The following is a 21,721-nucleotide window of genomic DNA, read 5'->3' as shown; positions in this document are numbered from 1 at the left end:
CAAATTTTTGGGAGGGTTTATTGCTAGGAAGTGGAAATTTTAAAGGAAATCCTATGCGAACGCATATTGTTTAGCACCTTTTCCTAGAGAGCTTTTTGCTGTGTGGCTTAAGCTTTTTAAAGAAAGTTTAGAATGCGTTTATAAAGAGCCAGAGCATCAAAGACTGATTTTTCAAAGAGCTGAAATGATAGCACAAAGATTTCAATATGTGCTGTATGAGAGTAAATGTGTCCGCTAATGTAATGAGAGAAATTAAATGATAGCCTTGCATACTTTTGTGATATTTAAGTAAGATTTAAAAATTTTCAAATTCATCGCGTCTATCATCACAAATTTTTTTAGCAACATCAACGCTCATTTCGTAAAAAACTGCATTTAAGGATTTAGGTACGCTATTTTCTAACTCATATTTTTCACTCAAAGCTTTATAGACTGCATCATTTTCATCACAATCTACAGCTATACTTCCAAGGTAAGGGTATAGTAAATATCCAACAGGTGCAGTGTCAAAAACCATCGTTAAGCTTGTTTTGGGAAAGTGCGTTTTCATAAATTGTAAAAATTCTTCCCGTGCCTTATTATCAGTATGTTTTTTATCAAATGGGTTTTTTCCTTCCTTGTATTCTTTATAGATATAAGCACGGTTATAGACCTCATTGAAGCAAAGCCAAAAAGACTTTTTATTGATTGAAAGGGTATATTCTTGGATAGTTTCACAAGCAATAGGCATTTTAATCCTTTAAGTTTTTAATGTTATTGATGAAGATAACTTTCTTAGAATTTAGATGGGAATTGTAACATGGATAATCTTAATATTTTTTGAGTTTAAAGATATGTTTATTTTTATGATATACAATGAGCTATAGGTTTGTATATAGTTGAGTGGAGCTATGATGAGTAATAATATAAAAACAATTAAAGAATTGCTTTTGATAGGCAGTAATGATAAGATAAACTACCATATCCCAAGCTATCAACGGGGCTATAAGTGGAAAACGCAGCAGGTAAATGCCCTGCTTGATGATTTGAAAGAGTTTTTAGACTCACAAGAACAAGCGAAGTTTTATTGCCTACAACCCATTATGGTGCAAAAAGTTGATGACAAATACAATGTCATTGATGGGCAACAAAGGCTTACGACTCTCTATCTTATCGCTAAGGTGCTAGACTTAAGCGTAAAATGCACGATAGAGTATGAAACAAGAGGGGATAGCACGGAGTTTTTAAAAACTTTAGGGCGTGAAAACGAAGGTTCTAGCGATAATGCCACATTTAAAGGTATGGATTATTACTTTATGCAAAATGCTTACAACACGATTGAAAAGTGGTTTGATAATAATAGCAAAAAAGAAGCGATAAAAAGGCTGCTCCTAGCAGACAAAACGAGCGAAAAAGAAAAATATGTCGGCGTGATTTGGTATGAAAGTAAAGAGGATGAAACAGATCTTTTTGCAAATGTCAATAGCGGAAAAATCCCGCTAAATGATGCCGAGCTTATCAAAGCACAACTTTTATTAAAAGATGAAGCAAAAGACACACAAGAATTGCGGCAGATAGAGATTACAAAAGAGTGGGATTCTATGGAATATGCCCTGCAAGATGATGAGTTTTTTAGCTTTTTAGTCAAGGATAAAAAGAGTTATGACACAAGGATTTTACTGCTATTTGAGATATATTGTGGTGATGAAGTGTGTGATAAAAAAGATAAATCCCACGCCGTGTTTGAGTTTATACAAGATAAGCTTACAGATTCAAAAGTGGATTCTAAAGAAAATCCCAAAGAGTGCTTTTGGCAGGAGATTAAAAAAATCTTTCTTACCCTTACATCGTGGTATAAAGACTCAAAACACTATCATCTCATCGGCTTTTTACTTACTCAAAATGAAAGCCTAGCAGGTCTATATAATTTAGCGAAAAAACAAACAAAAAGTGAGTTTATAGAAAAAACGATAAAAGAAAAAATTACAGGTAAAATTACAGATAAAAAAAGCGGCGATGAGTTTCAAAAAGCAGTGTCATCTTTACAATATGGCGATGATAGCAGCAAGCTAAAATCCATTTTACTACTCTTTAATATGCTTTCTTACATAGACTCACAGCTCCGCTTTAGCTTTGATATATACAAAGACAAAAAATGGGAGCTTGAGCATATCCACGCCCAGCAAGATGAAGCAAAAAATATAAAATCCACAAATAAAGCAAAAGAATGGCTACAAATCGCCAAGCAGATTCTTAACAACGCCAAAGATATTGCAAACATACAAAATGCGGAGCAAAGCGATAAGGAATCATCGCCTAAGATTAAAGCAATACCACAAACCTTAGAAAAAGTGCTAAATTTGCTAAACAAAGTGGAAAATAAAAAAGAAAAAAATGAGAAGCTAGACGATAGTGAAGCTAAAGATTTTAAGAAATGTGTCAATGATGTCTTTGAGATATTTAAAGGCGAGGAACTACACACAATAGGCAATCTAACCTTGCTTGGCAAGAGCGAGAATATCTCTCTTAGCAATGCTGTCTTTGCAATGAAGCAACAAAGGATAAAAGAGCTAGAGCAAAAGGGCAAGTTTATCCCCCTTTGCACACGCAATGTATTTTTAAAATACTATACAAAAGAGCAGAATATCTCTCAAGCACTCTTTTGGAGTGAGCAAGATAGCAAAGACTATCAAAAAGCAATCATTGATAAGATACAAGAGTATCTATTCCCTAAAAAATCTTAAATAAGGATAGCAAATGGATACACAAGCAATATCGTTTAAAGCCCTAACACAAAAATACACGATCAAAATCCCTAGAATCCAACGCGACTACGCACAAGGCAGAAAAAACGCACAAAAGATAAGAGAAAAATTTGTGAAAGATTTATTTGAGTCCTTAAAAAATGATAAAACGCTACATTTGCAGTTTGTCTATGGAAGCGTAAAAAATGGTAATGATTTTATCCCCCTTGATGGGCAGCAAAGGCTCACAACTCTCTATCTTTTGCATTGGTATATCGCAATGCAAAATAATACGACAGAATCCTATCTAGCAAACTTCACTTATGAGACTCGTTCTAGCTCAAGGGAATTTTGCAAGGCTTTGAGTGAGAATACGCAGAAGTTTTACCAAGCAATGCAAGAAGCATTAGCACAAATACAGGAGAAAAAGAAAAGTAAGAGTAATGAAACAATCCTATCTACAACTATCAAAGATCAAGCGTGGTTTCTACCCTTTTGGGAGCAAGACCCCACTATACAATCTATGCTTACAATGCTGGATTCTATCCATACACAAGCGAGCAAATCTAGCCTAGATACTCTCACGCTAGAGCGTTTATATAACAATTTAGATAAGCTTACTTTTTCTTTGATTGAGATTAAAGATTTTGGGCTAGATGATGAGCTATATATCAAAATGAATGCTAGAGGTGCGCCACTTAGTGAATGGGAAAATTTTAAGGCAGCATTTGAAGGCTTTTTGGGTGAGAAGTTTGGCGAATATTGTAAAGAGATTTCACAAAAGCTTGATAATGAATGGCTAGAGACTTTGTTTAACTATGTGAAATATCAGGGCGAAGAGAAGCAAATGGAGCGTATAGAGACAGCACAAAGCTATATGCTAAACATTATCAAATATCTATGCGAAATGCTTTATTACAAAGCAAATGAAAATGAAAAAAGCTCATTTGATTGGGATAAGGTGCATTTTAGTCAAACTGAATCAAATAATGATGAAGCAAAATCTAGTCAAGGCAAAATCAAAGATTCTACCCAAACACAAAACATTCATAGTATGTATAAAATTTTTGAAACACAAGAAGAACTAGAGATTCTTATCTATGTTTTTGATAACTTTGACAAGATAAAAGATGAAGCAGAAAAGATTTTTATAAACTTTACTACAACAATAGGCGAAAGCGTAGGGGATAAAGTTTGTATTTTTGATAAAAAAGATACAAAAAATTCCAATGAAATTACAAGCGGAAAAGAGCTTTTTGCTGCAATGGTGCAAGATGAATATTTGAGTAAAAAAGACGCTCTCTATCTTTTTGCTCTTATCTCTCTTATGAAAAAGCAGGACAAAAATAAGATTGACAAACTGCGTGAGATAAGAAACTATTGCGAGAAGCAAAGGGACTTATCTAGTGGTGCATTATTCTATAAAAGCACAATACAAGATGATATGGGAAAGCATATCGTAGAATGTGTGAAGATTTGTGATAATGATATAACAACTAAAGATGAGATTATGCGAAAATTTGAAAATCATCGATATTTCAAAGGGGATATGCGACTTTTGCTTGGTGAAAATAAAGCAAATGGGAAAGAGCCTTTAGATGAAATTGATAAAGCAATGCTAGAAAATGCTAAAACTATCTTAAACACAACGCCCACACATCGCATTATCGCTAATCTTATTTATCACAGATTTAATTGTAATTTTTGGTTAGGTCGGACTTATGATAAGGGTAAATTTCTCTTTGGCGACACAGAGGCTTGGCATATTATGCTGACACAAAATTGTAAAAATAACGATAGTGTAAAAAATGCTTTTCAGGCTATGTTTAAAAATGGAATAAAAAGTAGCGATGAGCTGTGTAAAAAATTTGCACCATATCAATGGCAGTATTATTTCATCAAATACAGCAAGATCTTTTTTAAAGAGAATCATAATGTCTTTACTTGGCGATGTGAAAAAGCAGATACGCTAGAAATATATAGACTTGTTAATTACAAATCCGCGGAGGGTAAGGCAAGTGGCGAGAATCCGCAAAAAGGCACGCATAATCCATTTTTAGAAGTTGTAGAAATCAAACTGAAGGAAAAGGGCTTTGAAGCATATTATGAGACAGGGGAAAATATCCAAAGTAAAGGGCATTTTGTAGCAATCAAAGACCAATACGAAATACGATGCGAAAATAATAGCTTTGTGCTAACGCCCCTTAGTGATGAGTATAAAAAGGCTTTAGAGAAATCATCACTGAAACCTAGTAACAAAAACTTTACAATCTCACTCACAGACCACAAAGACATTATAGAAACACTTATTGACTTATTTAAAAGCTCTAACAATCCTAACTAAAACAAAGTCCTAGCCCTTACTTACTAGCTTGGGCTTTCTTGTAAATTTTTAAATAAGTTTAAATCAAAACGATACGAGCTTGTAAGCAGTAGTTGGTAGGTTTTTTATAAAGCTTTTGTCTTTATAAAATATCTTTAAAACCTTCCTTGCTTTAATCCTTTAACATAGTTAAGCACTTTTGTGCTATAATTTCGATTTGTTAAGGAAGATGAAATGTTTGCTAAACTTATGCAGAGCTATTCTAAGGGAAATTTAATCTTGCAAATTTGCGTTGGTATAGTGCTTGGAATTTTTGTGGGTTTGTTGTCTAAAGATGTAGCTGTGGTGGCAAATTTTTTAGGAATTTTATTTACTAGTGCGCTTAAGGCTATCGCACCTATGCTTGTGTTCATTCTTATTTTAACTTCCATTTGCACGAAAGATTTCACACAAAAAAGTGCAAAAATGAAAAATATCGCTTTTTTATACATTGTAGGAACATTTTTAGCTTCTGCTTGTGCTGTTGGGATAAGCTTTTTGGCGCCAACAGAGCTTGTTTTAGAAGGTGTGGAAAAAGCTTCACAAAGCTCTCCTGCTTTTATGAGTGAAATTTTTAAAGATTTGATTTTAAAAATCGTAGATAATCCTATAAACGCTCTTTCAAGTGGGAATTATTTGGGAATTTTAGCTTGGGCTATTGCTGGGGGAGTGGCACTTAGACACTGCTCAAAAGAGGCAAAACAAGTTTTTGTGGATATTAATGAGGGTGTTTTAAAAATCGTGCAATTTATTGTCAAATTGGCTCCTTTTGGAATTTTTGGCTTGGTGGCAAATTCCGTTGCTAGCACGGGTGCGGCGGGGCTTATCAGCTATGCAAAACTTTTGCTTGTTTTGGTGGGGACTATGCTTTTTGTAGTTTTTGTAATTAATGCCTTAATTGTCTTCATTTATACGCGTAAAAACCCTTTCCCACTCATTTTTATTTGCCTTAGAGAAAGTGCGTTTTTTGCTTTTTTCACGCGTAGTTCAGCGGCAAATATCCCTGTAAATATGGCACTTTGTGCTAAACTTGGCATTGACAAAGAGCTTTATAGCATTTCTATCCCGCTTGGAGCGACTATTAATATGGGCGGTGCGGCTGTTACCATAGCAGTTTTGAGCCTTGCGGCAGCTTATACCGTTGGGATTGAGGTTAATTTTTTTCAAGCTTTTTTACTGAGCATTATCGCAACTTTTGCAGCGTGCGGAGCTAGTGGAGTGGCGGGTGGCTCACTGCTTTTAATCCCTCTTGCTTGTTCTTTGTTTAATATCAATTATGATGTGGCAATGAAGATCGTGGCGATAGGCTTTATCATAGGTGTGATACAAGATAGTGTTGAAACCGCACTTAATAGCTCTACCGATGTGCTTTTTACGGCGATTTGTTCAAAAGATGATTTGCGTTTATAAAGTGGGATAGTATGAAGCATTTGATTACGACTAGGGATTTTGATAGGGGCGAGATTGAAGCGCTTTTTGAAGATGCGCGTGAATTTTTAGATGAAAAGCCTAGAGTTTTGCTTGAAGGAAAAAGTGTAACGACTATATTTTTTGAAAATTCCACTAGAACGCTATCAAGCTTTGAAAGTGCGGCTAGAAGGCTTGGAGCTAGGGTTTTAAGACTAGATGTTTCAAGGTCAAGCTCAAGCAAGGGCGAAACGCTTTATGATACGGCAGCAAATTTGGACGCTATGGGACCTCACGCTATTATAGTAAGGCATCAGCACTCAGGTGTGCCTTATCTTTTAGCTAAACACTTACATTGTCCCGTTTTAAACGCAGGAGACGGAAAGCACGCTCATCCTAGTCAGGCTTTGCTTGATTTATTTACCATTAAAGAGCATTTTAAAGACGATATTGTGGGAAGAAAAATTCTCATCGTGGGTGATGTAAAAAATTCGCGTGTTGCTGCTTCAAATATAGAACTTTTAGGGCGTTTTGGACTTGACATCACTTTAGTTGCACCGCCACATTTTATGCCTAAAACTTCACTTAAAAGCTCTTATGAATTAAGCGAAAAATTAGTCAAAGAAGCGGATATCATTATGAGTTTGAGAACGCAAACAGAAAGACACCAAAAGGCGATTTATGCTTCCTTGAAAGATTATGCTAATGATTTTTGTATTCGTTCAAATTTATTAGCTAAAAATCCTAAGCTTATCATTTTACATCCTGGACCCGTGCATAGAAATATTGATTTAAGTGATGAAGTGATGGCTAGCTCACAAAGTCTTGTTTTAAAGCAAGTTAAAAATGGTGTAGCGATAAGGATGGCGATTTTAAAAAAATTAATTTTGGAGAAATGAGATGTTGGAGTGGGATTTAAGTGCTTTATTTAAAAATGAAGAGGAACTTGAGGCTTTTACTTGTGAAAATATAAGACAAGCAGAGGAATTTAAGCAAAAATATGAAAAAAAAATAGCTCATTTAAGTAAGGAAGAATTTTTAATCAGCTTAAAACAATATGAAAATTTAAATGAAAATGCCACAAAAATAATGACTTATGCTTATTTATGTTTTGCTAAAAATACTTCAAATGGCGATTTTTATGCAAGATATGAGGAAAAGTGTAAAAAAATAGAGGAGAATTTACTCTTTTTTGAATTAGAATTTTGTGAGTTGGAAACCTTAAAAAGTAGTGAATTTGTGGCTTTTTGCGAGGATTATCGTTTTTATTTAGAAACCCTTTTGAAGAATAAAGAATTTAATCTTAGTCAAAAAGAAGAACGCATTTTACTTTATCTCTCAAATACGGGTGCAAATGCTTTTTCTAGGCTTTTTGATGAGAGCATGAGTGCTTTGAGGATTAATTTTGAAGGTCAAAAACTAAGCGAAGAAGAAATTTTAAGTAAGCTTTATCATAGTGAGCGTAAGGTGCGCAAAAAGGCAGCAAAAAGCTTTACAAAAGCTTTAAAGAAAAATGCTTCTTTGTTGAATTTTATTTTTAATATGATAAAAACAGAACTTAAAAACATTTGTCATCTAAGAGGCTATGAAAGTGCTGAAACGCCAAGACATTTAAGTAATCAAATTTCACAAAAAAGCGTTGATGCACTTATTTTGAGTGCGGAGAAAAGCTATCATTTGGTCGAAGATTTTTATTTGCTTAAAAAGCAAATTTTAGGCTTTAAGGAGCTTAAAGATTATGATAGGTATGCTCCTTTGGGTAAGGAGGCAAATTTTAGCTTTGAGGAAAGTAAAGAAATTGTTTTAAAGGCGTTTAAGAGCTTTGATTCTAGGTTTGAAAATATAGCAAAAGAGGCTTTTGAGGGAGGCTGGATTGATGTATATCCTCAAAAAAATAAGCAAGGAGGTGCTTTTTCACACTCTGCGACCTCCACAGCACATCCTTTTGTGCTATTAAATTTCACTAATCAACGTCGCGACCTTTTCACTCTAGCACACGAATTAGGACATACCATACACCAAAAGCTTTCTTATAAGGTAAGCTTTTTAAATCAAAACACGCCTTTAACCACAGCTGAAACGGCGTCCGTTTTTGCCGAAATGCTTGTGTTTGATTATGTAAAAAATAAGCTTAAAAATGAAGAATTAATCGCCCTTTATGCAGCTAAAATTGAAGATATTTTTGCGACACTTTATAGGCAGATTAGCTTTACTTGTTTTGAAAGACGCGTTCATAAAGAAGAAAATGAGCTAAAAAAAGAGCAAATTGATGCCATTTGGATGGAAGAATCGGCTAAAATGTTTGGCAAAAGCGTCAAACTCACTAAAAATTATGCTTCTTGGTGGAGCTATATCCCGCATTTTATCCACTCTCCTTTTTATTGCTATGCTTATTCTTACGCCCAGCTTTTGGTTTTGGCACTTTATGGACTTTATAAAAGTGGTAAATGTGAGAATTTTAAAGAGCTTTACATCAAAATGCTTTCTCGTGGCGGAAGTGTTAGTCCTAAGGAATTGATAAGCGTTTTCGGCTTTGATGTAGAAGATGAAAATTTTTGGCAATTTGGCATTTGTGAGATTGAAAAATTATTAAAGGAATTTAAAATAAAGGCTTTAAAATGCTAGAGACAATTTTAAAAAATCAAAAATTTGTTAGTTTAATGAGAGAGCATTGTTTTGAGGTGCTTCAATTTTTGCAGGAAGAAAAGATAGAATTTTCCATAGTGGCAAATATGCAATTTGTTAAATTTGAGCCTGAATTACCCGAAGAATTAAGCCTTAAAAATAATCCTTTCGTAATGTTTGCTTTAGCGGGTTATACCTTTGAGTCAATGGAGCTTAATAAGGATCGTTTGTATTTTCACGCGGGTTTTGGGGCTGATGATTTTGCGACTTATGTAAGTGTGGATTTGGGAGCCATTACGCAAATTCAAATTGAAAATACCATTATTTTTGTCAATTTTAGTATCTATAAGGGTAAAACAGACGAAGAAAATATTAAAAATTCCAAAAATATCTTTTTGAAAAACAATAAAGACTTATTTCAATGAAAATTTTACAAAGTCTCAATGAAAGCCAAAAAGAAGCAGTGAGGCATATAGACGGAGCTATGCTTATTTTAGCAGGGGCTGGAAGTGGTAAGACTAAGACTATCACAACGCGTCTTGCTTATCTTATCGATGAGGTGGGAATTCCAGCACAAAGCACCCTAACGCTTACTTTTACTAATAAGGCTGCTATGGTGATGAAAACTAGAGCTTTGGAGCTGATTAGAGATAAAGAAGCTATGCCTTTACTTTGCACTTTTCATAAATTTGGATTGATGTTTTTAAGACTTCACATTGCAAGGCTTGGTCGAAAAAATGATTTTGTAGTGATTGACAGCGATGATGTTAAAAAAATTCTTAAAGAAATCATAGGAGCGGAAAAGGATAGTATAAGTTTTATTATGAGTGAAATTTCACGCTTTAAAAATATGGCTTTTGGCGTAGAAGATGTTTTTGAAGAAGCGAAAAAGCTGAAAAAAGAAGGGCAAGAATATGAGAAAGTCTTTAAGCTTGCGACTTATTATAAAAATTATCAAGCTTATCTTTTAAAATATAATTTTGTCGATTTTGACGATTTGCTTTTGCTGACTTGTTTTTTACTTGAAGATGAGGAATTTGCAAAAAAACAGAGCTTAATTTATCGCTACATTATGGTTGATGAGTATCAAGATACGAATTTTTTGCAACATCAAATTTTAAAAAGTCTTTGTAAAAGCCACGAAAATCTTTGCGTAGTAGGTGATGATGATCAAAGTATTTATAGCTGGAGGGGAGCTAAGGTCGAAAATATCCTTAATTTTCAAAATGAATTTGAAAATGTTAAGTTAGTGAAATTAGAGCAAAATTACCGCTCTGTCGGCACGATTTTAAAAGCGGCAAATGAGTTAATCTCACATAATCAAAAAAGACTAGGCAAGACTTTAATTTGCACTAAAGATGAGGGGGAGGAGATTGAAATTTGTGCCTGTGAAGATGAGAGAGAAGAAAGTGCTATGGTCGTAAAGAAAATCAAATCTCTCTTAAAGCAGGGCGTTAAAGCGGACGAAATTGCCGTTTTATTTCGCGTTAATGCTCTTTCTCGTGCTTTGGAGGAAGCATTAATGAAAGAGCAAATTCCTTATCTTTTATTAAGCGGAATGCGTTTTTATGAAAGAGCGGAGATAAAAGATTTAATCGCCTATCTTAGACTTATTAATAATTTAGAAGACGATTTTTCCTTCAAACGCATTATTAATAGACCTAAACGAGGTTTTGGAGAGGTGGCACTTCAAAAGCTAGAAAATCACGCCTTAAAGCATCGAATTTCACTTTTTGAAGCCTTGTGTAATTTGGAAGGGAGTGGTGCTTTTAGTCAAAAATTGCAAAATGAATTGTGTGATTTTGTAGAAAATATTAAAAGCTTGAGAGAGCTTTCAAATTTAAAAGATTTAATTGATGGGCTTGATGAAAAATTTAAATTTAAGGATTATTACGAAAAACAAAACGATGGTGAGGATAAAATAGCAAATATTAACGAATTTTGCGCAAGTTTAAAAGATAGAATTAATAATGAAAATATTGAAAATTTAGAAACGATTTTAAGTGAAATTTCACTTTTAAGTGAGCAAGATAAAGCAAATAATGGCATTTGCATTATGAGTGTGCATACAAGCAAGGGCTTGGAATTTGACTATGTTTTTGTTATAGGCTTAGAAATGGGCTTTTTCCCTGTGGGCTATGATAATATAGAAGAGGAGAGGCGTTTGGCTTATGTGGCTTTTACTAGAGCAAAAAAAAGATTATGTTTAAGTTATGTCAATTCGCGTTTTCATCAAGGAAGTAGAGCGTATTTACAAAAAAGCTGTTTTTTGGAAGAAAGTGGAGTGCTTAATGAAGAAATGAAAATGGAAGAGGGATTTAAAAAGGGCGATTTAGTGCGACATAAAATTTTTGGAGTGGGGAGAATTGTGGGGATTAATAAAGATAGATTAAGCATTAATTTTGGTGGTATTGAAAGAATTATACTTGATTCTTATGTCGAAAGAGCGGTATGAATAGGCTCTTTGTTGCTTATAAACCCGCCCAAATTAGCTCAAATGCTTTTTTAAGTCAAATTAAAAAAAAATATAAAGTCAAAAAGGCGGGCTATTCTGGCACTTTAGATCCTTTTGCAAAGGGTGTTTTAATCGTAGCTTTTAATCAATACACTAAGCTTTTCCGCTTTTTAGATAAAAGCCCAAAAAGCTACCGTGCTACGCTTTGGCTGGGGGTCAAATCCTTAAGTCTTGATACGCAAAATATCAAAGAAGTCCGTCTTTTAAAGCCCTTTGATTATAAGCAAATTCAAGAGGCTTGTGAGGAGCTTTTGGGGGAAATTTCTTTTTTCCCACCGCAATTTAGTGCCAAAAGAATAGAGGGAAAAAGAGCTTATGAATTTGCAAAAAAAGGAGAAATAATCCCACTTAAAAAGTGTAAAATGCAGGTTTTTTCTTATGAAATCTTGCACTACACTCACCCCTTTTTAAGCGTGGAATTAAAATTAAGCGAAGGAGCTTATGTGAGATCTTGGTGTGAGCTTTTAGCACAAAAGCTTAAAATCAATGCGACTTTAAGCTCTTTGGAGCGTTTGAGTGAGGGAAAATTTTTTTATAATGATGAAAAAAGTTTAAATGTGTTAGAATATTTAAATCTTAAAAAAAATTCTCTAAAAGATTTAAGTAAGCTTGAAAATGGCACGAAAATTGCTTTAGATGAACTTGAAATTGGAGAGGATGGAGAGTATTTTTTAGAAGATGAAAAATTTTTTTCCATTATAAAAATAAATCATAAAAAAGTAGAATATATCTTAAATAAGGTTGAAAAATGTTGATTTTATCGAGAAAAGAAGGGCAAAGCTTACAAATAGGCGAGGATATAGAAATCAAAATCGTTCAAACAGGCAAAGGCTACGCTAAAATAGGCATTGAAGCCCCTAGGTCTTTATTGATTTTAAGAAAAGAATTAATTATGCAAATCAAAGACGAAAATTTACACTCTGTCGCTCAAAATGAAATTAAACTTGACGATTTAAGCAAAAAGCTTAAGCAATGAAAGCCAAAGCTAAGGTCAATATTTTTTTAAAAATTATAGGGCTTGATAATAGGGGCTATCATCTTTTAAATTCGCGTTTTGTGCTTTTAGATACGCTTTATGATGAACTTATTTTAATTGATGAAAAGCAAAAGGAAGGCTTTGAGCTTATTAGCGATTTTAAGTGCGAGGATAATATTATCAATAAAGCTTATCATTTGCTTTGTAAGGAAGGCTTTGAAAATGAGCTTAAAGAATTTTTTAGTAAAAAAAGTTTAAAGCTGATTAAAAATATCCCAACTTGTGCTGGACTTGGGGGTGGAAGTAGCGATGCGGCAGGGTTTTTAAAGATGATGAACGAAGAGCTAAATTTAAAAATTTCTAAAGAAAGATTGATACAACTTAGCGTTCGATTAGGTGCTGATGTGGCGTTTTTCTTAAGCGAAGCAAAAAGCGCTAATGTAAAGGGCTGTGGTGAAGTGATTGAAGAATTTGAAGATGAATTAGCCCCATTTGAACTTCACTTTCCAAATATCGCTTGTGAAACGGCTAAGGTTTATAAGGAATTTGACAAGCAAAAAAGTGATTTTAATCAAGCCTTAAAAGAGGCTAAAATTTATGAAAAATTAAGCACAAAAGAGCTTTTAGAATATGAAAATTTAAGGCTTAATGATCTTTTTGCACCCTGTGTGAGACTCTATCCTAAGATGAGTGAATTTTTAGAAAAAGGCTATTTTTTAAGCGGAAGTGGAAGTAGTGTTTTTAAGGCTAAAGTATGAAAATAATCGCTAGAAATAAAAAGGCTTTGTTTGATTATCATATTATCGAGCGTTTTGAAGCGGGTATTGTGCTAAAGGGTAGTGAAGTAGTGGCTTTAAGAGCGGGTAGAGCGAATTTAAAAGATTCTTTTGTGCGTATTATTAGAGGAGAGCTTTTTTTGCTAAATGCTCATATTTCCTTACTTAGCACAACTCATAGCTTTTATAGACACGAAGAAAGAGGCGCTAGAAAGCTTTTGATGCATAGAAAGCAAATTGATAAATTGCTCGGCAAAGTAAGCGTTGAGGGCTATACTTTGGTAGCTTTGGATTTGTATTTTAATGCTAAAAATAAAGCAAAATTAACTCTAGCTCTTGCCAAAGGCAAAACCTTACACGATAAAAGAGAGGTTTTGAAGAAAAAGCAAGCCGATTTAGATGCTAAAATGGCGATGAAAAATTATAAATGAGAAAGTTTATATGGTGAAAAATTTAAAAAATATCATTTTAAAGCAGAGCGAAGTCTATATGAACGGCTTTGTATTGGTGCTTTTGGTGAGTTTTGCGAGTTATTATGTGAGCTTTTTACCGTGGGTAAAAAGTCTTCATTTATCGCCTTTAATTTTAAGCGTTTTGCTTGGTATAGTTGCGGCACCTTTATTTAGAGCTTCTAAGAAAAGTTGTGAAAAAGCAGTCATTTTTAGTGCTAAAAAGCTTTTAAGGCTTGGGATTATACTTTTTGGCTTTAATGTTACACTTGGTAGTATTGCTTCTGTGGGCTTGAGTGGAATTTTACTTAGTCTTATCGTGGTTGTTGGAATTTTATGGCTTGGTTATCTTATTGGTGTAAAAATTTTAAAGCTTGATAGAGAAATCGCTATTTTGGTTAGTGCAGGGAGTGCTATTTGCGGAGCAGCAGCGGTTTTAGCTTTGGAATCTTCAATTAAATCTAAGCCTTACAAAGGCGTCATAGCCGTTGGAACTGTGGTGCTTTTTGGACTTTTGGGTATGTTTTTATATCCTTTATTTTACTCTTTTGATTTGCCCTCCTTTACTCACACTCAAGAAGGCTATTTTATAGGACTTACCCTGCACGAATTAGCAAATGTCGTGGGTGCGGCAGGAGCTATTTCTCCTCACACGCAAGAAGTCGCTTTAATCGTCAAAATGATACGCGTTATTTTACTTGTAGCTGTTTTACTTATCGTGCCTTATTTTTTCGCACAGAGCAAAGAGGGAGAGCGTAGGAAGCTTCATATACCTTGGTTTGCCTTTTGGTTTTTAGGCGTTGTGGCATTGCACTCTTTTATAACTTTGCCTGCGGAGCTTGTGGAGTTTTTTAAATTTTTATCTAGCTTTTTTTTGGTAATGGCTATGAGTGCTTTAGGACTTCAAGTGGATTTTAAAAGCTTTTTAGAAAGTGGCACAAAGGCATTTTTACTCGCTTTTATTTTGTTTTTAATTTTAATTTTGGGCGGCTTTTTGCTTGTGTATTATTTTGTATAGATATTAAAACAAAAATTAATTTTAATTTCCCCTCCCATAAAAGCACTAGAATTCTAGTGCTTTATTTTAGCATGGTGGATTATCATCGTGGATTTTCTCTGGTGTGATGGGTAAAATCCTTGCATCATCGCCCAGCTCTTTGGGGCTAGGCATTTTGCCATTATCAAGATGAGTTAATAATGCTCTTTTAAATTCTAGCGTAGAATTTACTCGATAATACTTCCCACCACTATCTTTACTTAATTCTTGTAAAAACGCCACTTCTTCACCCAAAGCAAAGCTATGAAACACAACTTGGTTGATAGCTTGCTCTTGCTTACCTTGTGTGATATTGTGATTGAGATTTTTCATCGTTTTGACCACCAAATCCGCACGAAATTTATCCAAAGGAGTGGGATTTCCGCCAAAGATATAAAGCTCTTTTGCTAGCCCATTATCCTTTGTGAAATACCGCATACTCTCAATCATCGCATCATTTAGCAAATAAAGATTTTCTAAATTCATAGGGATGTTTTGAACACTTTTTGTAAAACTCCTATCATCATAAAAAGGACCTAAAACATTGATTTTTTCACTCTTATAATCATTAACAACCGCTTTTGTTAAATGCCCTGCCTTATAGATCCTCTTTGTGATATAAGGAGCGATTTCTTTAAAAGCCTTAATGTAGGAATGCACACTAAAAGTATTACAATACACAAAGCCAAGCTCTTTGTAAGGCTTCTCACGCAAATAGATTCCAAAATCACAATTTTTTTGCGAAAAATTTATAAGCGTAAAGCTTGTTTTTTACACACAGAAGTGATACGCAAAAGCCCCGCTCCGCTGCTTGTATCAAGGCTATATATAAACTCCCTATCATCACTTAAATAACTTCCATCTTGCTGCAAGATTCCACCATTTAGAATCTTCCCTGCAAAGGAGATTTTTTATCCGTGCTAGATGATTGGATACTCTCTTTATCCTTAGCATAGACTATGCCTTCTTGCTCTTTGTGCTGCTCTAAACTCTGCTTAGAGCAATCAAGCCCATTGATAAGGATGCTAAGTTGAGAAAAGATGATTTTTTCATCATAAGGATCAAAATTTTTCATTGCTACTCCTTTGTGTTGAATTTTTTAATTATCACTCTTTTTTAGATAATTAAAAGCAAATGTCAATAAATAGTAGGCATTGGTGTAACTTTAAGTTACATCCATCAATATTTGTCGTTAATGTGAGTTAATTTGAAAATTGATTTGCAAATAAAGTTTTTCGCATTTTAAAATAAGCTTTTTACGATATAATGGGCTTCATTTTATTATGAGGAATTAAAATGCAAAAAATACGAATTATTTTTTCAGCTTTTTTAATCGCATTTCTCTTTATGGCTTGTGCGAGTGAAGATGTTAAAAATGAATTGGATTTTAAAGAATTTGCACTTGGGGAAAAGGTGCTTTTAAGAAGTGTTAATGGAGGGGAAAAAACCTTTGTGCGTAAGGAAAAAGGCTTTGTTATCGAGGGGGAAGAGGATAAAATTTTAATGTTTGATTTTTTTGGCACTTTTTGTCAGCCTTGCAAGGAAGAAGCATTGGAGCTTAGTAAATTGTGGCAAAATAATTCTAAGCATTTTGTCATTATAGGCTTAAGCCATTTTGAAGAGGTCAGTGATGAAGAGGTTTTGAAATTTGCTAAAGATTATAATGCTTTTTATTTTTTAAGCAATTCTAAAGAAAAAGACAGACTAATTGCACAAATTTTAAAGGATATATCTTATCAAAATATGGAATTATTGCCTTTTAAAGTCGTTTTAAAAGATGGAGTGTATCAAAATGTAAGCGACTTTTGGAATAAAGGCAAAAAGGTTCAGTTTTATCTCGGTAAAGTGCCAAGTGAGCTAATACAAGAGGATATTAATACGATTTTAAAAGGAATTTTATAATGGAAAAGCTTGAAAGTCTGCAAAAAGAGCATTTGCAAGAACCAAAAATGTATAAGGTCGTGCTTTTAAATGACGATGTTACAACTATGGATTTTGTGATTGAGGTTTTAATGCATGTGTTTTTTCATAGTTTTACAAAGGCAAATGAAATTATGCTAAAAATTCATTGTGAGGGAAGTGGAGTGTGTGGAATTTACACGCAAGAAATAGCCCTTTCTAAGCAAAAAAAAGTGCAAAATATGGCAAAAGAGGCACAATTTCCTTTGCAAAGTAGAGTGGAGGAAGAATGAACGAAAAAATAAACGAATTTTTAGACAATGCTAAACATCTAAGCTTTATCAATCACCACGAATTTGTTACTTGTGAGCATTTGCTTTTTATTTTGCTTAAATTAAGCCACGATTTTAAAGATTTATTTAAGAAATGTGGAGATGGTGATTTTTTGCTTTTAGAAAGGGAGCTTAAAAATCATTTAGCCTCCAAAAATGAAAATTTAGGGACAGAAGTTAAGCCTGAATTTTCCGTTGTTTTAGAAGAGCTTTTGGCGAAAAATTCACAAGTTGATGTGATGGAGTTTATTGAGGAGCTTTTGAAAGATGGGCGTTCTTTTAGTGCGTATTTATTAAAAAAGCACGGCTTAAAAGTAGATAATCCTAAGAGTCAAAATCCTCTTTTAAATTATACTATCAATCTTAATGCTTTGGCAAGTGAGGGTAAAATCGACCCTTTAATTGGGCGTGATTTTGAGCTTGAGAGAATGATGCAAATTTTATTACGCCGTAAAAAAAATAATCCTATCTTAATTGGTGAAGCAGGTGTCGGTAAAACTGCTATTGTTGAGGGTTTAGCTCTAAAAATTTCACAAGGCTTAGTGCCTGATAAATTAAAAAATGCTAAGATTTTTAGCCTTGATCTTACAGGACTTCTTTCAGGCACGAAATACCGCGGCGATTTTGAGCGTAGGATTAAGGAGATTATCGAAGGTTTAATGCAGATTGAGGGGGCGATTTTATTTATCGATGAAATTCATACTATAGTAGGAGCTGGGGCTACAGGTGAGGGACATACTGACTTTTCTAATTTGCTAAAACCAGCCCTTAGCAATGGCAATTTAAAATGTATAGGTGCGACTACCTTTATGGAGTATAAAAACAGCTTTGAGAAAAATAAAGCCCTTTCCCGCCGCTTTGCTAAAATTAGCGTTGATGAGCCAAGTAAGCAGGAGTGCTTTCTCATACTAAAGGGACTTAAAGAAAAATATGAAAATTTTCATCATATTAAATTAAGCGATGAGCTTTTAAAAGAAAGTATAGAGCTTGGAAAGAAATTTTTTGCGGATAAATTCTTACCTGATAGTGCCATTGATCTTATTGACGAGCTTGGAGCTTCCTTTGCGTTAAAAACAAAGAAAAAGCCAAATTTAAAAGATTTAAATGAAATCGTAGCTAAAATGACTCACACGCATAAAATTTTTGAATTTAATCAAAATAAAGCTCTTTTAAGTCTTAATGCAAATTTAAAAACGCAAATTTTTGGACAAGATAGCGTGATTGATAATCTTTGTGAAACCTTAAAGCAAGGTTATGTGGGTTTTAAGGGTGAAAATAGCCCTAGAGGAGTTTTCCTTTTTACAGGTTCAAGTGGAGTGGGCAAAACTGAACTTTGTAAAAAAATCGCTGAATTTTTGGGACTTCATTTAGAACGCTTTGATATGAGCGAATATGCCGAAAAACACGCCCTAAGCAAACTCATCGGCTCCCCAGCTGGCTATGTGGGCTATGAAGATGGGGGGCTTTTAAGCAATGCTGTGCGTAAAAATCCTTTCTCTCTCGTGCTTTTTGATGAGATAGAAAAGGCACATCCTGATTTAACTAATACTTTTTTGCAAATTTTTGATAATGCTATGCTTACGGATAATAGCGGCTTGAAGGTCGATTTTAAAAACACTATCATTGTAATGACTTCAAATTTGGGACTTAAAGAGAGTAATGAGCTTGGCTTTTTAAGCAAAAATGAAGAAAAAACAAATCGTGCTATTAAGGATTTTTTCGCACCAGAATTCATTAATAGAATTGATAAAATTTTGCATTTTAATGAACTTAATGATGAAATTTTAGAAAAAATCGTCCAAAAAGAGCTAAGTGAGCTTTCTAAAAATCTTAAAAACATCAGCCTAAATGCGACAAAAGCGGCTAAAGTATATTTAGCAAAAAAGGCGTATCAAAAGGAATTTGGCGTAAGGCTTTTAAAACGCATTATAGCAGATGAAATCGGAGCAAAATTGAGTGAAAAAATTTTACGCAAAGAGCTTAAAGAAGGTGCGAAAATCAAGATAGATTTAGATCAAAATAATAAGATTATTTTAAGATAAAGGATAAAAATGGCAAAAATTTTTATTTTCATTTTAATCATTTTAATTTTAGCTCTCATCGCTTTTTCTTTGAGAAAAAAACTAGGTAAAAAAACGAAGCCATTTTTTATCGCTTTACTTGCAATTTTCATCATTTTTGCTGTGCTTTTTGAAAGTAAAAATCTCAAACTAAGCGACAAAAAGCAAGATTTACTTTACGCTTTTAATCAGGGAAAAGCCCTAAAATGCAAAGATTTTAATGTTTCCAAAGAGCATTTTAACTACGAATTTGGCACTTCAAGCTTTGTAGCTAAGAGTAAAGAATTTAAAGGCGTGGTGCTTGACATTAGAAAATGTGAGCTTAGTAATGAATAAGCTTTTAACTAAGCTTGATTTAAAAGATTATATCGACGAATTTAAGGCACTTTTTGCAAGAGAAAAGGAGATTTTTTTAGAAGGCGATACGCATTTGCATTTTAAGCGTTTGCGTGAGCTTAGTGAGCTTGACTTTAAGCCACCCTTAAGCGTGAAAAATTTGGATTTTGCTCTCATACATCTTAGCAAACAAGGCATTTTGCATCTTGACGAGCTTTTTGAATTTGTGAAAATCTTGCGTTATTTTTCTTATCTTAAAAGCTTAAAATTTGAAGGCTCACTAAAAGCTTGGCTAGATAAAATCGAAATTTTGCCCCAGCTTTTAGATTTTATACACGCTTTTGATGAAAAGGGCGTTTTAAAAGAAAGCCTTGATGAAAGGCTTATAAATTTAAATGAAGCGATTAAAATCAAAAAAGAAAATATCAGCCTTGAATTCAAAAAACTCGCCCACACAAAGGCTTTAAGCCCTTATCTTATCGATACCCAAATTCACTTGATTAGCGGTTTTGAAGCTTTACTTGTAAGAGGAGGATTTAATCACGCCTTAAAGGCTAAAATTATAGGCAGAAGCAGTGGCGGAGGCTTTTATGTCGTGCCTTTTGGCGTGGAAAAATTGCAAAGTGAGCTTGATGATTTGGAGGAGAAAAAGGAAGCGATTTATTATGAATATGCTAAAAATTTTTCCGCATTACTGCATAAAAATCTTTTATTTTTGAAATTTATCAATCAAGCCTTTGATTTATTTGACCATTATAGTGCGAGGGTGTTACTTGCAAAAAAGAAAGATTATGAGTTTATATTGTGTGAAAATAGTTCTATGATAAGGCTTAAAAACTTCGCCCACCCAGCCCTTAAAAACCCAAAAAGCATAAGCGTGGAATTTAACAAACAGGTTTTAATCATCACAGGCGTTAATGCAGGTGGGAAATCTATGCTACTTAAAAGCATTTTAAGTGCGGCTTTTTTAGCTAAATATTTACTCCCTATGCACATTAAAGCAGATGAAAGCAAAATTGGCTCTTTTAAGGACTTTGAAGCCATCATTGAAGACCCACAAAATGCCAAAAATGACATCTCCACTTTTGCGGGTAGAATGCTAGCCTTTTCTAAGCTTTTTAATAAGAAAAATTTGCTTTTAGCAGTCGATGAAATAGAGCTCGGCACTGATTTTGAAGAGGCGGCTTGTCTTTATAGTGCTTTGATAGAAAAACTCATAGAAAATAAGCTTAAAATCATCATCACAACGCACCACAAACGCCTTGCTATGCTTTTATCTAAAAATAGTGAGGTTGAGCTTTTAGCTGCTTTATATGATGAGGCTTTAGCGCGTCCTAAATTTGAGTTTTTAAAAGGCACGATAGGCAAATCCTACGCCTTTGAAACGGCACTTCGCTACCAAATTCCGCCAAATTTAGTTGCTAAGGCAAGGCAGAATTATGGCGAGGAGAAGCAAGGCTTGGAGGATTTAGTCGGTAAAAATATCAATTTAGAGCTTGAGCTTAGAGAAAAATTAGCTAAAGTCAGTGAAAAAGAGCAAAAAGCGGACTCCATTTTACAGAATTTAAAAGAACAAAAAGAAAAAAATGAAAATGAGTTTAGAGCTAGATATAACGCACTTGGTTTAGAATTTCACAAAGCCATAGAAGAGGCAAAAAAAACAATCAAACTCCACGACACTAAAGAAAAGCAAAGAGGTCTTAATAGGGCAAACGAGCTTAAAAGAGCCATCACTCCACCCACTTGCGCACAAAAAGAGGAATTTCGCGTGGGCGATGTGGTCAAATATGAAAAAATAAAAGGCGTGATTATAGGCATTTCTAAAAACGATGCCTTGATAGAAAGTGAGGGTTTAAAACTTCGCATAGGCTTAAATTTACTGCGAAAAAGCACCCCCACCCCCAAACCTAAAACAAAAACGCAAATTAGCTTAACAAAGCCCACAAATTTAGCTCTTAGCCTTAATTTACACGGACTTAGAAGCGATGAGGCTTTAGAAAGGCTAGATAAATTCATTTCAGACGCCCTTATAGCTGGGCTTGATGAAGTTTTAGTTTATCACGGCATAGGCACGGGCAAATTAGCTTTTGCGGTCAAAGAATTTTTAAAATCACACAAAAGCGTTAAGAATTTTAGCGATGCACCGATTAATCAGGGTGGTTTTGGCGCAAAACTTATAAGATTATAAACGCAAAAAACGGAGAGTTTTGAGCCTAGTTTATAAT

The 21,721-nt window shown here is 34.1% G+C and carries 22 protein-coding genes; 18 read left to right on the top strand and 4 right to left on the bottom strand.

The genetic code is table 11. The annotated features are described in order from the left end of the window. The first annotated feature begins 100 nt into the window (after positions 1 to 100). Entirely contained in the window at positions 101 to 238 is a 138-nt protein-coding gene (locus tag NYG92_RS07135; protein WP_289233961.1) for a globin family protein, read from the top strand. 57 nt (positions 239 to 295) lie between these two features. Here NYG92_RS07135 and NYG92_RS07130 read toward each other — a convergent pair whose 3' ends face one another. Further along, on the bottom strand, positions 296 to 730 hold the full coding sequence (locus tag NYG92_RS07130) for a hypothetical protein (RefSeq protein ID WP_027303710.1): 435 nt from the start codon (positions 728 to 730) through the stop codon (positions 296 to 298). 160 nt (positions 731 to 890) lie between these two features. On the opposite strand from NYG92_RS07130, the gene NYG92_RS07125 reads away from it, so the two are divergent. The 12 genes from NYG92_RS07125 (at position 891) to NYG92_RS07070 (ending at position 14,851) form a co-directional block, all read left to right on the top strand. Further along, positions 891 to 2,723: a DUF262 domain-containing protein gene (locus NYG92_RS07125; RefSeq protein ID WP_289233960.1), complete on the top strand. Its 1,833-nt coding sequence runs from the start codon at positions 891 to 893 to the stop codon at positions 2,721 to 2,723. A gap of 13 nt (positions 2,724 to 2,736) precedes the next feature. Then, positions 2,737 to 5,067: a GmrSD restriction endonuclease domain-containing protein gene (locus tag NYG92_RS07120; RefSeq protein WP_289233959.1), complete on the top strand. Its 2,331-nt coding sequence runs from the start codon at positions 2,737 to 2,739 to the stop codon at positions 5,065 to 5,067. 213 nt (positions 5,068 to 5,280) lie between these two features. Continuing rightward, the gene (gene sstT, locus NYG92_RS07115) at positions 5,281 to 6,495 is read left to right on the top strand and encodes a serine/threonine transporter SstT (protein WP_289233958.1); all 1,215 of its coding nucleotides are present in this window, start codon (positions 5,281 to 5,283) and stop codon (positions 6,493 to 6,495) included. An 11-nt stretch (positions 6,496 to 6,506) separates the two neighbouring features. After that, a complete protein-coding gene (locus tag NYG92_RS07110; RefSeq protein ID WP_027303706.1) occupies positions 6,507 to 7,391 on the top strand; it encodes an aspartate carbamoyltransferase catalytic subunit in 885 nt (294 codons plus the stop codon). Between the two features lies 1 nt (position 7,392). Then, positions 7,393 to 9,117 carry a M3 family oligoendopeptidase gene (locus tag NYG92_RS07105; RefSeq protein WP_289233957.1) on the top strand — a complete coding sequence of 575 codons (1,725 nt, stop codon included), beginning with the start codon at positions 7,393 to 7,395 and terminating at the stop codon, positions 9,115 to 9,117. Then, positions 9,111 to 9,542 carry a hypothetical protein gene (locus tag NYG92_RS07100; protein ID WP_270977672.1) on the top strand — a complete coding sequence of 144 codons (432 nt, stop codon included), beginning with the start codon at positions 9,111 to 9,113 and terminating at the stop codon, positions 9,540 to 9,542. The genes NYG92_RS07105 and NYG92_RS07100 overlap by 7 nt, the downstream gene beginning before the upstream one ends. After that, positions 9,539 to 11,572 carry an ATP-dependent helicase gene (locus NYG92_RS07095; protein WP_289233956.1) on the top strand — a complete coding sequence of 678 codons (2,034 nt, stop codon included), beginning with the start codon at positions 9,539 to 9,541 and terminating at the stop codon, positions 11,570 to 11,572. Before NYG92_RS07100 ends, NYG92_RS07095 begins: the two co-directional genes overlap by 4 nt. After that, positions 11,569 to 12,387: a tRNA pseudouridine(55) synthase TruB gene (truB, locus tag NYG92_RS07090; protein WP_289233955.1), complete on the top strand. Its 819-nt coding sequence runs from the start codon at positions 11,569 to 11,571 to the stop codon at positions 12,385 to 12,387. The genes NYG92_RS07095 and truB overlap by 4 nt, the downstream gene beginning before the upstream one ends. Continuing rightward, positions 12,381 to 12,608 carry a carbon storage regulator gene (locus tag NYG92_RS07085; protein ID WP_004275052.1) on the top strand — a complete coding sequence of 76 codons (228 nt, stop codon included), beginning with the start codon at positions 12,381 to 12,383 and terminating at the stop codon, positions 12,606 to 12,608. Before truB ends, NYG92_RS07085 begins: the two co-directional genes overlap by 7 nt. Beyond that, positions 12,605 to 13,366: a 4-(cytidine 5'-diphospho)-2-C-methyl-D-erythritol kinase gene (locus NYG92_RS07080; protein ID WP_289233954.1), complete on the top strand. Its 762-nt coding sequence runs from the start codon at positions 12,605 to 12,607 to the stop codon at positions 13,364 to 13,366. The genes NYG92_RS07085 and NYG92_RS07080 overlap by 4 nt, the downstream gene beginning before the upstream one ends. Continuing rightward, complete coding sequence (gene smpB / locus NYG92_RS07075; protein ID WP_027303700.1) at positions 13,363 to 13,815, top strand: SsrA-binding protein SmpB; 453 nt, start codon at positions 13,363 to 13,365, stop codon at positions 13,813 to 13,815. The genes NYG92_RS07080 and smpB overlap by 4 nt, the downstream gene beginning before the upstream one ends. Before the next feature lie 10 nt (positions 13,816 to 13,825). Further along, positions 13,826 to 14,851, top strand: a complete 1,026-nt coding sequence (locus tag NYG92_RS07070; RefSeq protein WP_289233953.1) for a putative sulfate exporter family transporter — start codon at positions 13,826 to 13,828, stop codon at positions 14,849 to 14,851. Between the two features lie 66 nt (positions 14,852 to 14,917). Here NYG92_RS07070 and NYG92_RS07065 read toward each other — a convergent pair whose 3' ends face one another. Genes NYG92_RS07065 through NYG92_RS07055 form a run of 3 tightly spaced genes read right to left on the bottom strand, consistent with a single transcriptional unit; the run spans position 14,918 to position 15,944 of the window. Further along, complete coding sequence (locus NYG92_RS07065) at positions 14,918 to 15,583, bottom strand: hypothetical protein (protein WP_289233952.1); 666 nt, start codon at positions 15,581 to 15,583, stop codon at positions 14,918 to 14,920. Positions 15,584 to 15,618: 35 nt separating this feature from the next. Then, complete coding sequence (locus NYG92_RS07060) at positions 15,619 to 15,741, bottom strand: hypothetical protein (RefSeq protein ID WP_270977661.1); 123 nt, start codon at positions 15,739 to 15,741, stop codon at positions 15,619 to 15,621. A gap of 11 nt (positions 15,742 to 15,752) precedes the next feature. After that, entirely contained in the window at positions 15,753 to 15,944 is a 192-nt protein-coding gene (locus NYG92_RS07055; RefSeq protein ID WP_270977660.1) for a hypothetical protein, read from the bottom strand. Between the two features lie 221 nt (positions 15,945 to 16,165). On the opposite strand from NYG92_RS07055, the gene NYG92_RS07050 reads away from it, so the two are divergent. From NYG92_RS07050 to NYG92_RS07030, 5 genes are read left to right on the top strand one after another with little or no spacing between them, the layout of a single operon-like run. Next, entirely contained in the window at positions 16,166 to 16,771 is a 606-nt protein-coding gene (locus NYG92_RS07050) for a thioredoxin domain-containing protein (RefSeq protein ID WP_289233951.1), read from the top strand. Further along, the gene (locus NYG92_RS07045; RefSeq protein WP_027303697.1) at positions 16,771 to 17,061 is read left to right on the top strand and encodes an ATP-dependent Clp protease adaptor ClpS; all 291 of its coding nucleotides are present in this window, start codon (positions 16,771 to 16,773) and stop codon (positions 17,059 to 17,061) included. The genes NYG92_RS07050 and NYG92_RS07045 overlap by 1 nt, the downstream gene beginning before the upstream one ends. Continuing rightward, positions 17,058 to 19,142, top strand: coding sequence for an AAA family ATPase (locus NYG92_RS07040; protein ID WP_289233950.1), 2,085 nt, complete (start codon positions 17,058 to 17,060; stop codon positions 19,140 to 19,142). The genes NYG92_RS07045 and NYG92_RS07040 overlap by 4 nt, the downstream gene beginning before the upstream one ends. 9 nt (positions 19,143 to 19,151) lie before the next feature. Next, positions 19,152 to 19,496 carry a hypothetical protein gene (locus NYG92_RS07035; protein ID WP_027303695.1) on the top strand — a complete coding sequence of 115 codons (345 nt, stop codon included), beginning with the start codon at positions 19,152 to 19,154 and terminating at the stop codon, positions 19,494 to 19,496. Next, positions 19,489 to 21,684, top strand: coding sequence for an endonuclease MutS2 (locus NYG92_RS07030; RefSeq protein WP_289233962.1), 2,196 nt, complete (start codon positions 19,489 to 19,491; stop codon positions 21,682 to 21,684). Before NYG92_RS07035 ends, NYG92_RS07030 begins: the two co-directional genes overlap by 8 nt. Positions 21,685 to 21,721 lie beyond the last annotated feature (37 nt).

The sequence above is a fragment of the Campylobacter felis genome (genome assembly GCF_030250085.1).
Taxonomy (GTDB): domain Bacteria; phylum Campylobacterota; class Campylobacteria; order Campylobacterales; family Campylobacteraceae; genus Campylobacter_D; species Campylobacter_D upsaliensis.
This window is presented reverse-complemented; position numbering and strand designations above follow the sequence as displayed.

Coding starts and splice junctions, on each gene's coding strand:
- NYG92_RS07120 (WP_289233959.1), top strand. CDS start 2,737: ATGGATACACAAGCAATATCGTTTAAAGCCCTAACACAAAAATACACG.
- NYG92_RS07110 (WP_027303706.1), top strand. CDS start 6,507: ATGAAGCATTTGATTACGACTAGGGATTTTGATAGGGGCGAGATTGAA.
- NYG92_RS07055 (WP_270977660.1), bottom strand. CDS start 15,944: ATGAAAAATTTTGATCCTTATGATGAAAAAATCATCTTTTCTCAACTT.
- NYG92_RS07105 (WP_289233957.1), top strand. CDS start 7,393: ATGTTGGAGTGGGATTTAAGTGCTTTATTTAAAAATGAAGAGGAACTT.
- NYG92_RS07045 (WP_027303697.1), top strand. CDS start 16,771: ATGGAAAAGCTTGAAAGTCTGCAAAAAGAGCATTTGCAAGAACCAAAA.
- NYG92_RS07035 (WP_027303695.1), top strand. CDS start 19,152: ATGGCAAAAATTTTTATTTTCATTTTAATCATTTTAATTTTAGCTCTC.
- NYG92_RS07100 (WP_270977672.1), top strand. CDS start 9,111: ATGCTAGAGACAATTTTAAAAAATCAAAAATTTGTTAGTTTAATGAGA.
- NYG92_RS07080 (WP_289233954.1), top strand. CDS start 12,605: ATGAAAGCCAAAGCTAAGGTCAATATTTTTTTAAAAATTATAGGGCTT.
- NYG92_RS07095 (WP_289233956.1), top strand. CDS start 9,539: ATGAAAATTTTACAAAGTCTCAATGAAAGCCAAAAAGAAGCAGTGAGG.
- NYG92_RS07040 (WP_289233950.1), top strand. CDS start 17,058: ATGAACGAAAAAATAAACGAATTTTTAGACAATGCTAAACATCTAAGC.
- smpB (WP_027303700.1), top strand. CDS start 13,363: ATGAAAATAATCGCTAGAAATAAAAAGGCTTTGTTTGATTATCATATT.
- NYG92_RS07085 (WP_004275052.1), top strand. CDS start 12,381: ATGTTGATTTTATCGAGAAAAGAAGGGCAAAGCTTACAAATAGGCGAG.
- NYG92_RS07070 (WP_289233953.1), top strand. CDS start 13,826: ATGGTGAAAAATTTAAAAAATATCATTTTAAAGCAGAGCGAAGTCTAT.
- NYG92_RS07130 (WP_027303710.1), bottom strand. CDS start 730: ATGCCTATTGCTTGTGAAACTATCCAAGAATATACCCTTTCAATCAAT.
- NYG92_RS07030 (WP_289233962.1), top strand. CDS start 19,489: ATGAATAAGCTTTTAACTAAGCTTGATTTAAAAGATTATATCGACGAA.
- truB (WP_289233955.1), top strand. CDS start 11,569: ATGAATAGGCTCTTTGTTGCTTATAAACCCGCCCAAATTAGCTCAAAT.
- NYG92_RS07125 (WP_289233960.1), top strand. CDS start 891: ATGATGAGTAATAATATAAAAACAATTAAAGAATTGCTTTTGATAGGC.
- NYG92_RS07050 (WP_289233951.1), top strand. CDS start 16,166: ATGCAAAAAATACGAATTATTTTTTCAGCTTTTTTAATCGCATTTCTC.
- sstT (WP_289233958.1), top strand. CDS start 5,281: ATGTTTGCTAAACTTATGCAGAGCTATTCTAAGGGAAATTTAATCTTG.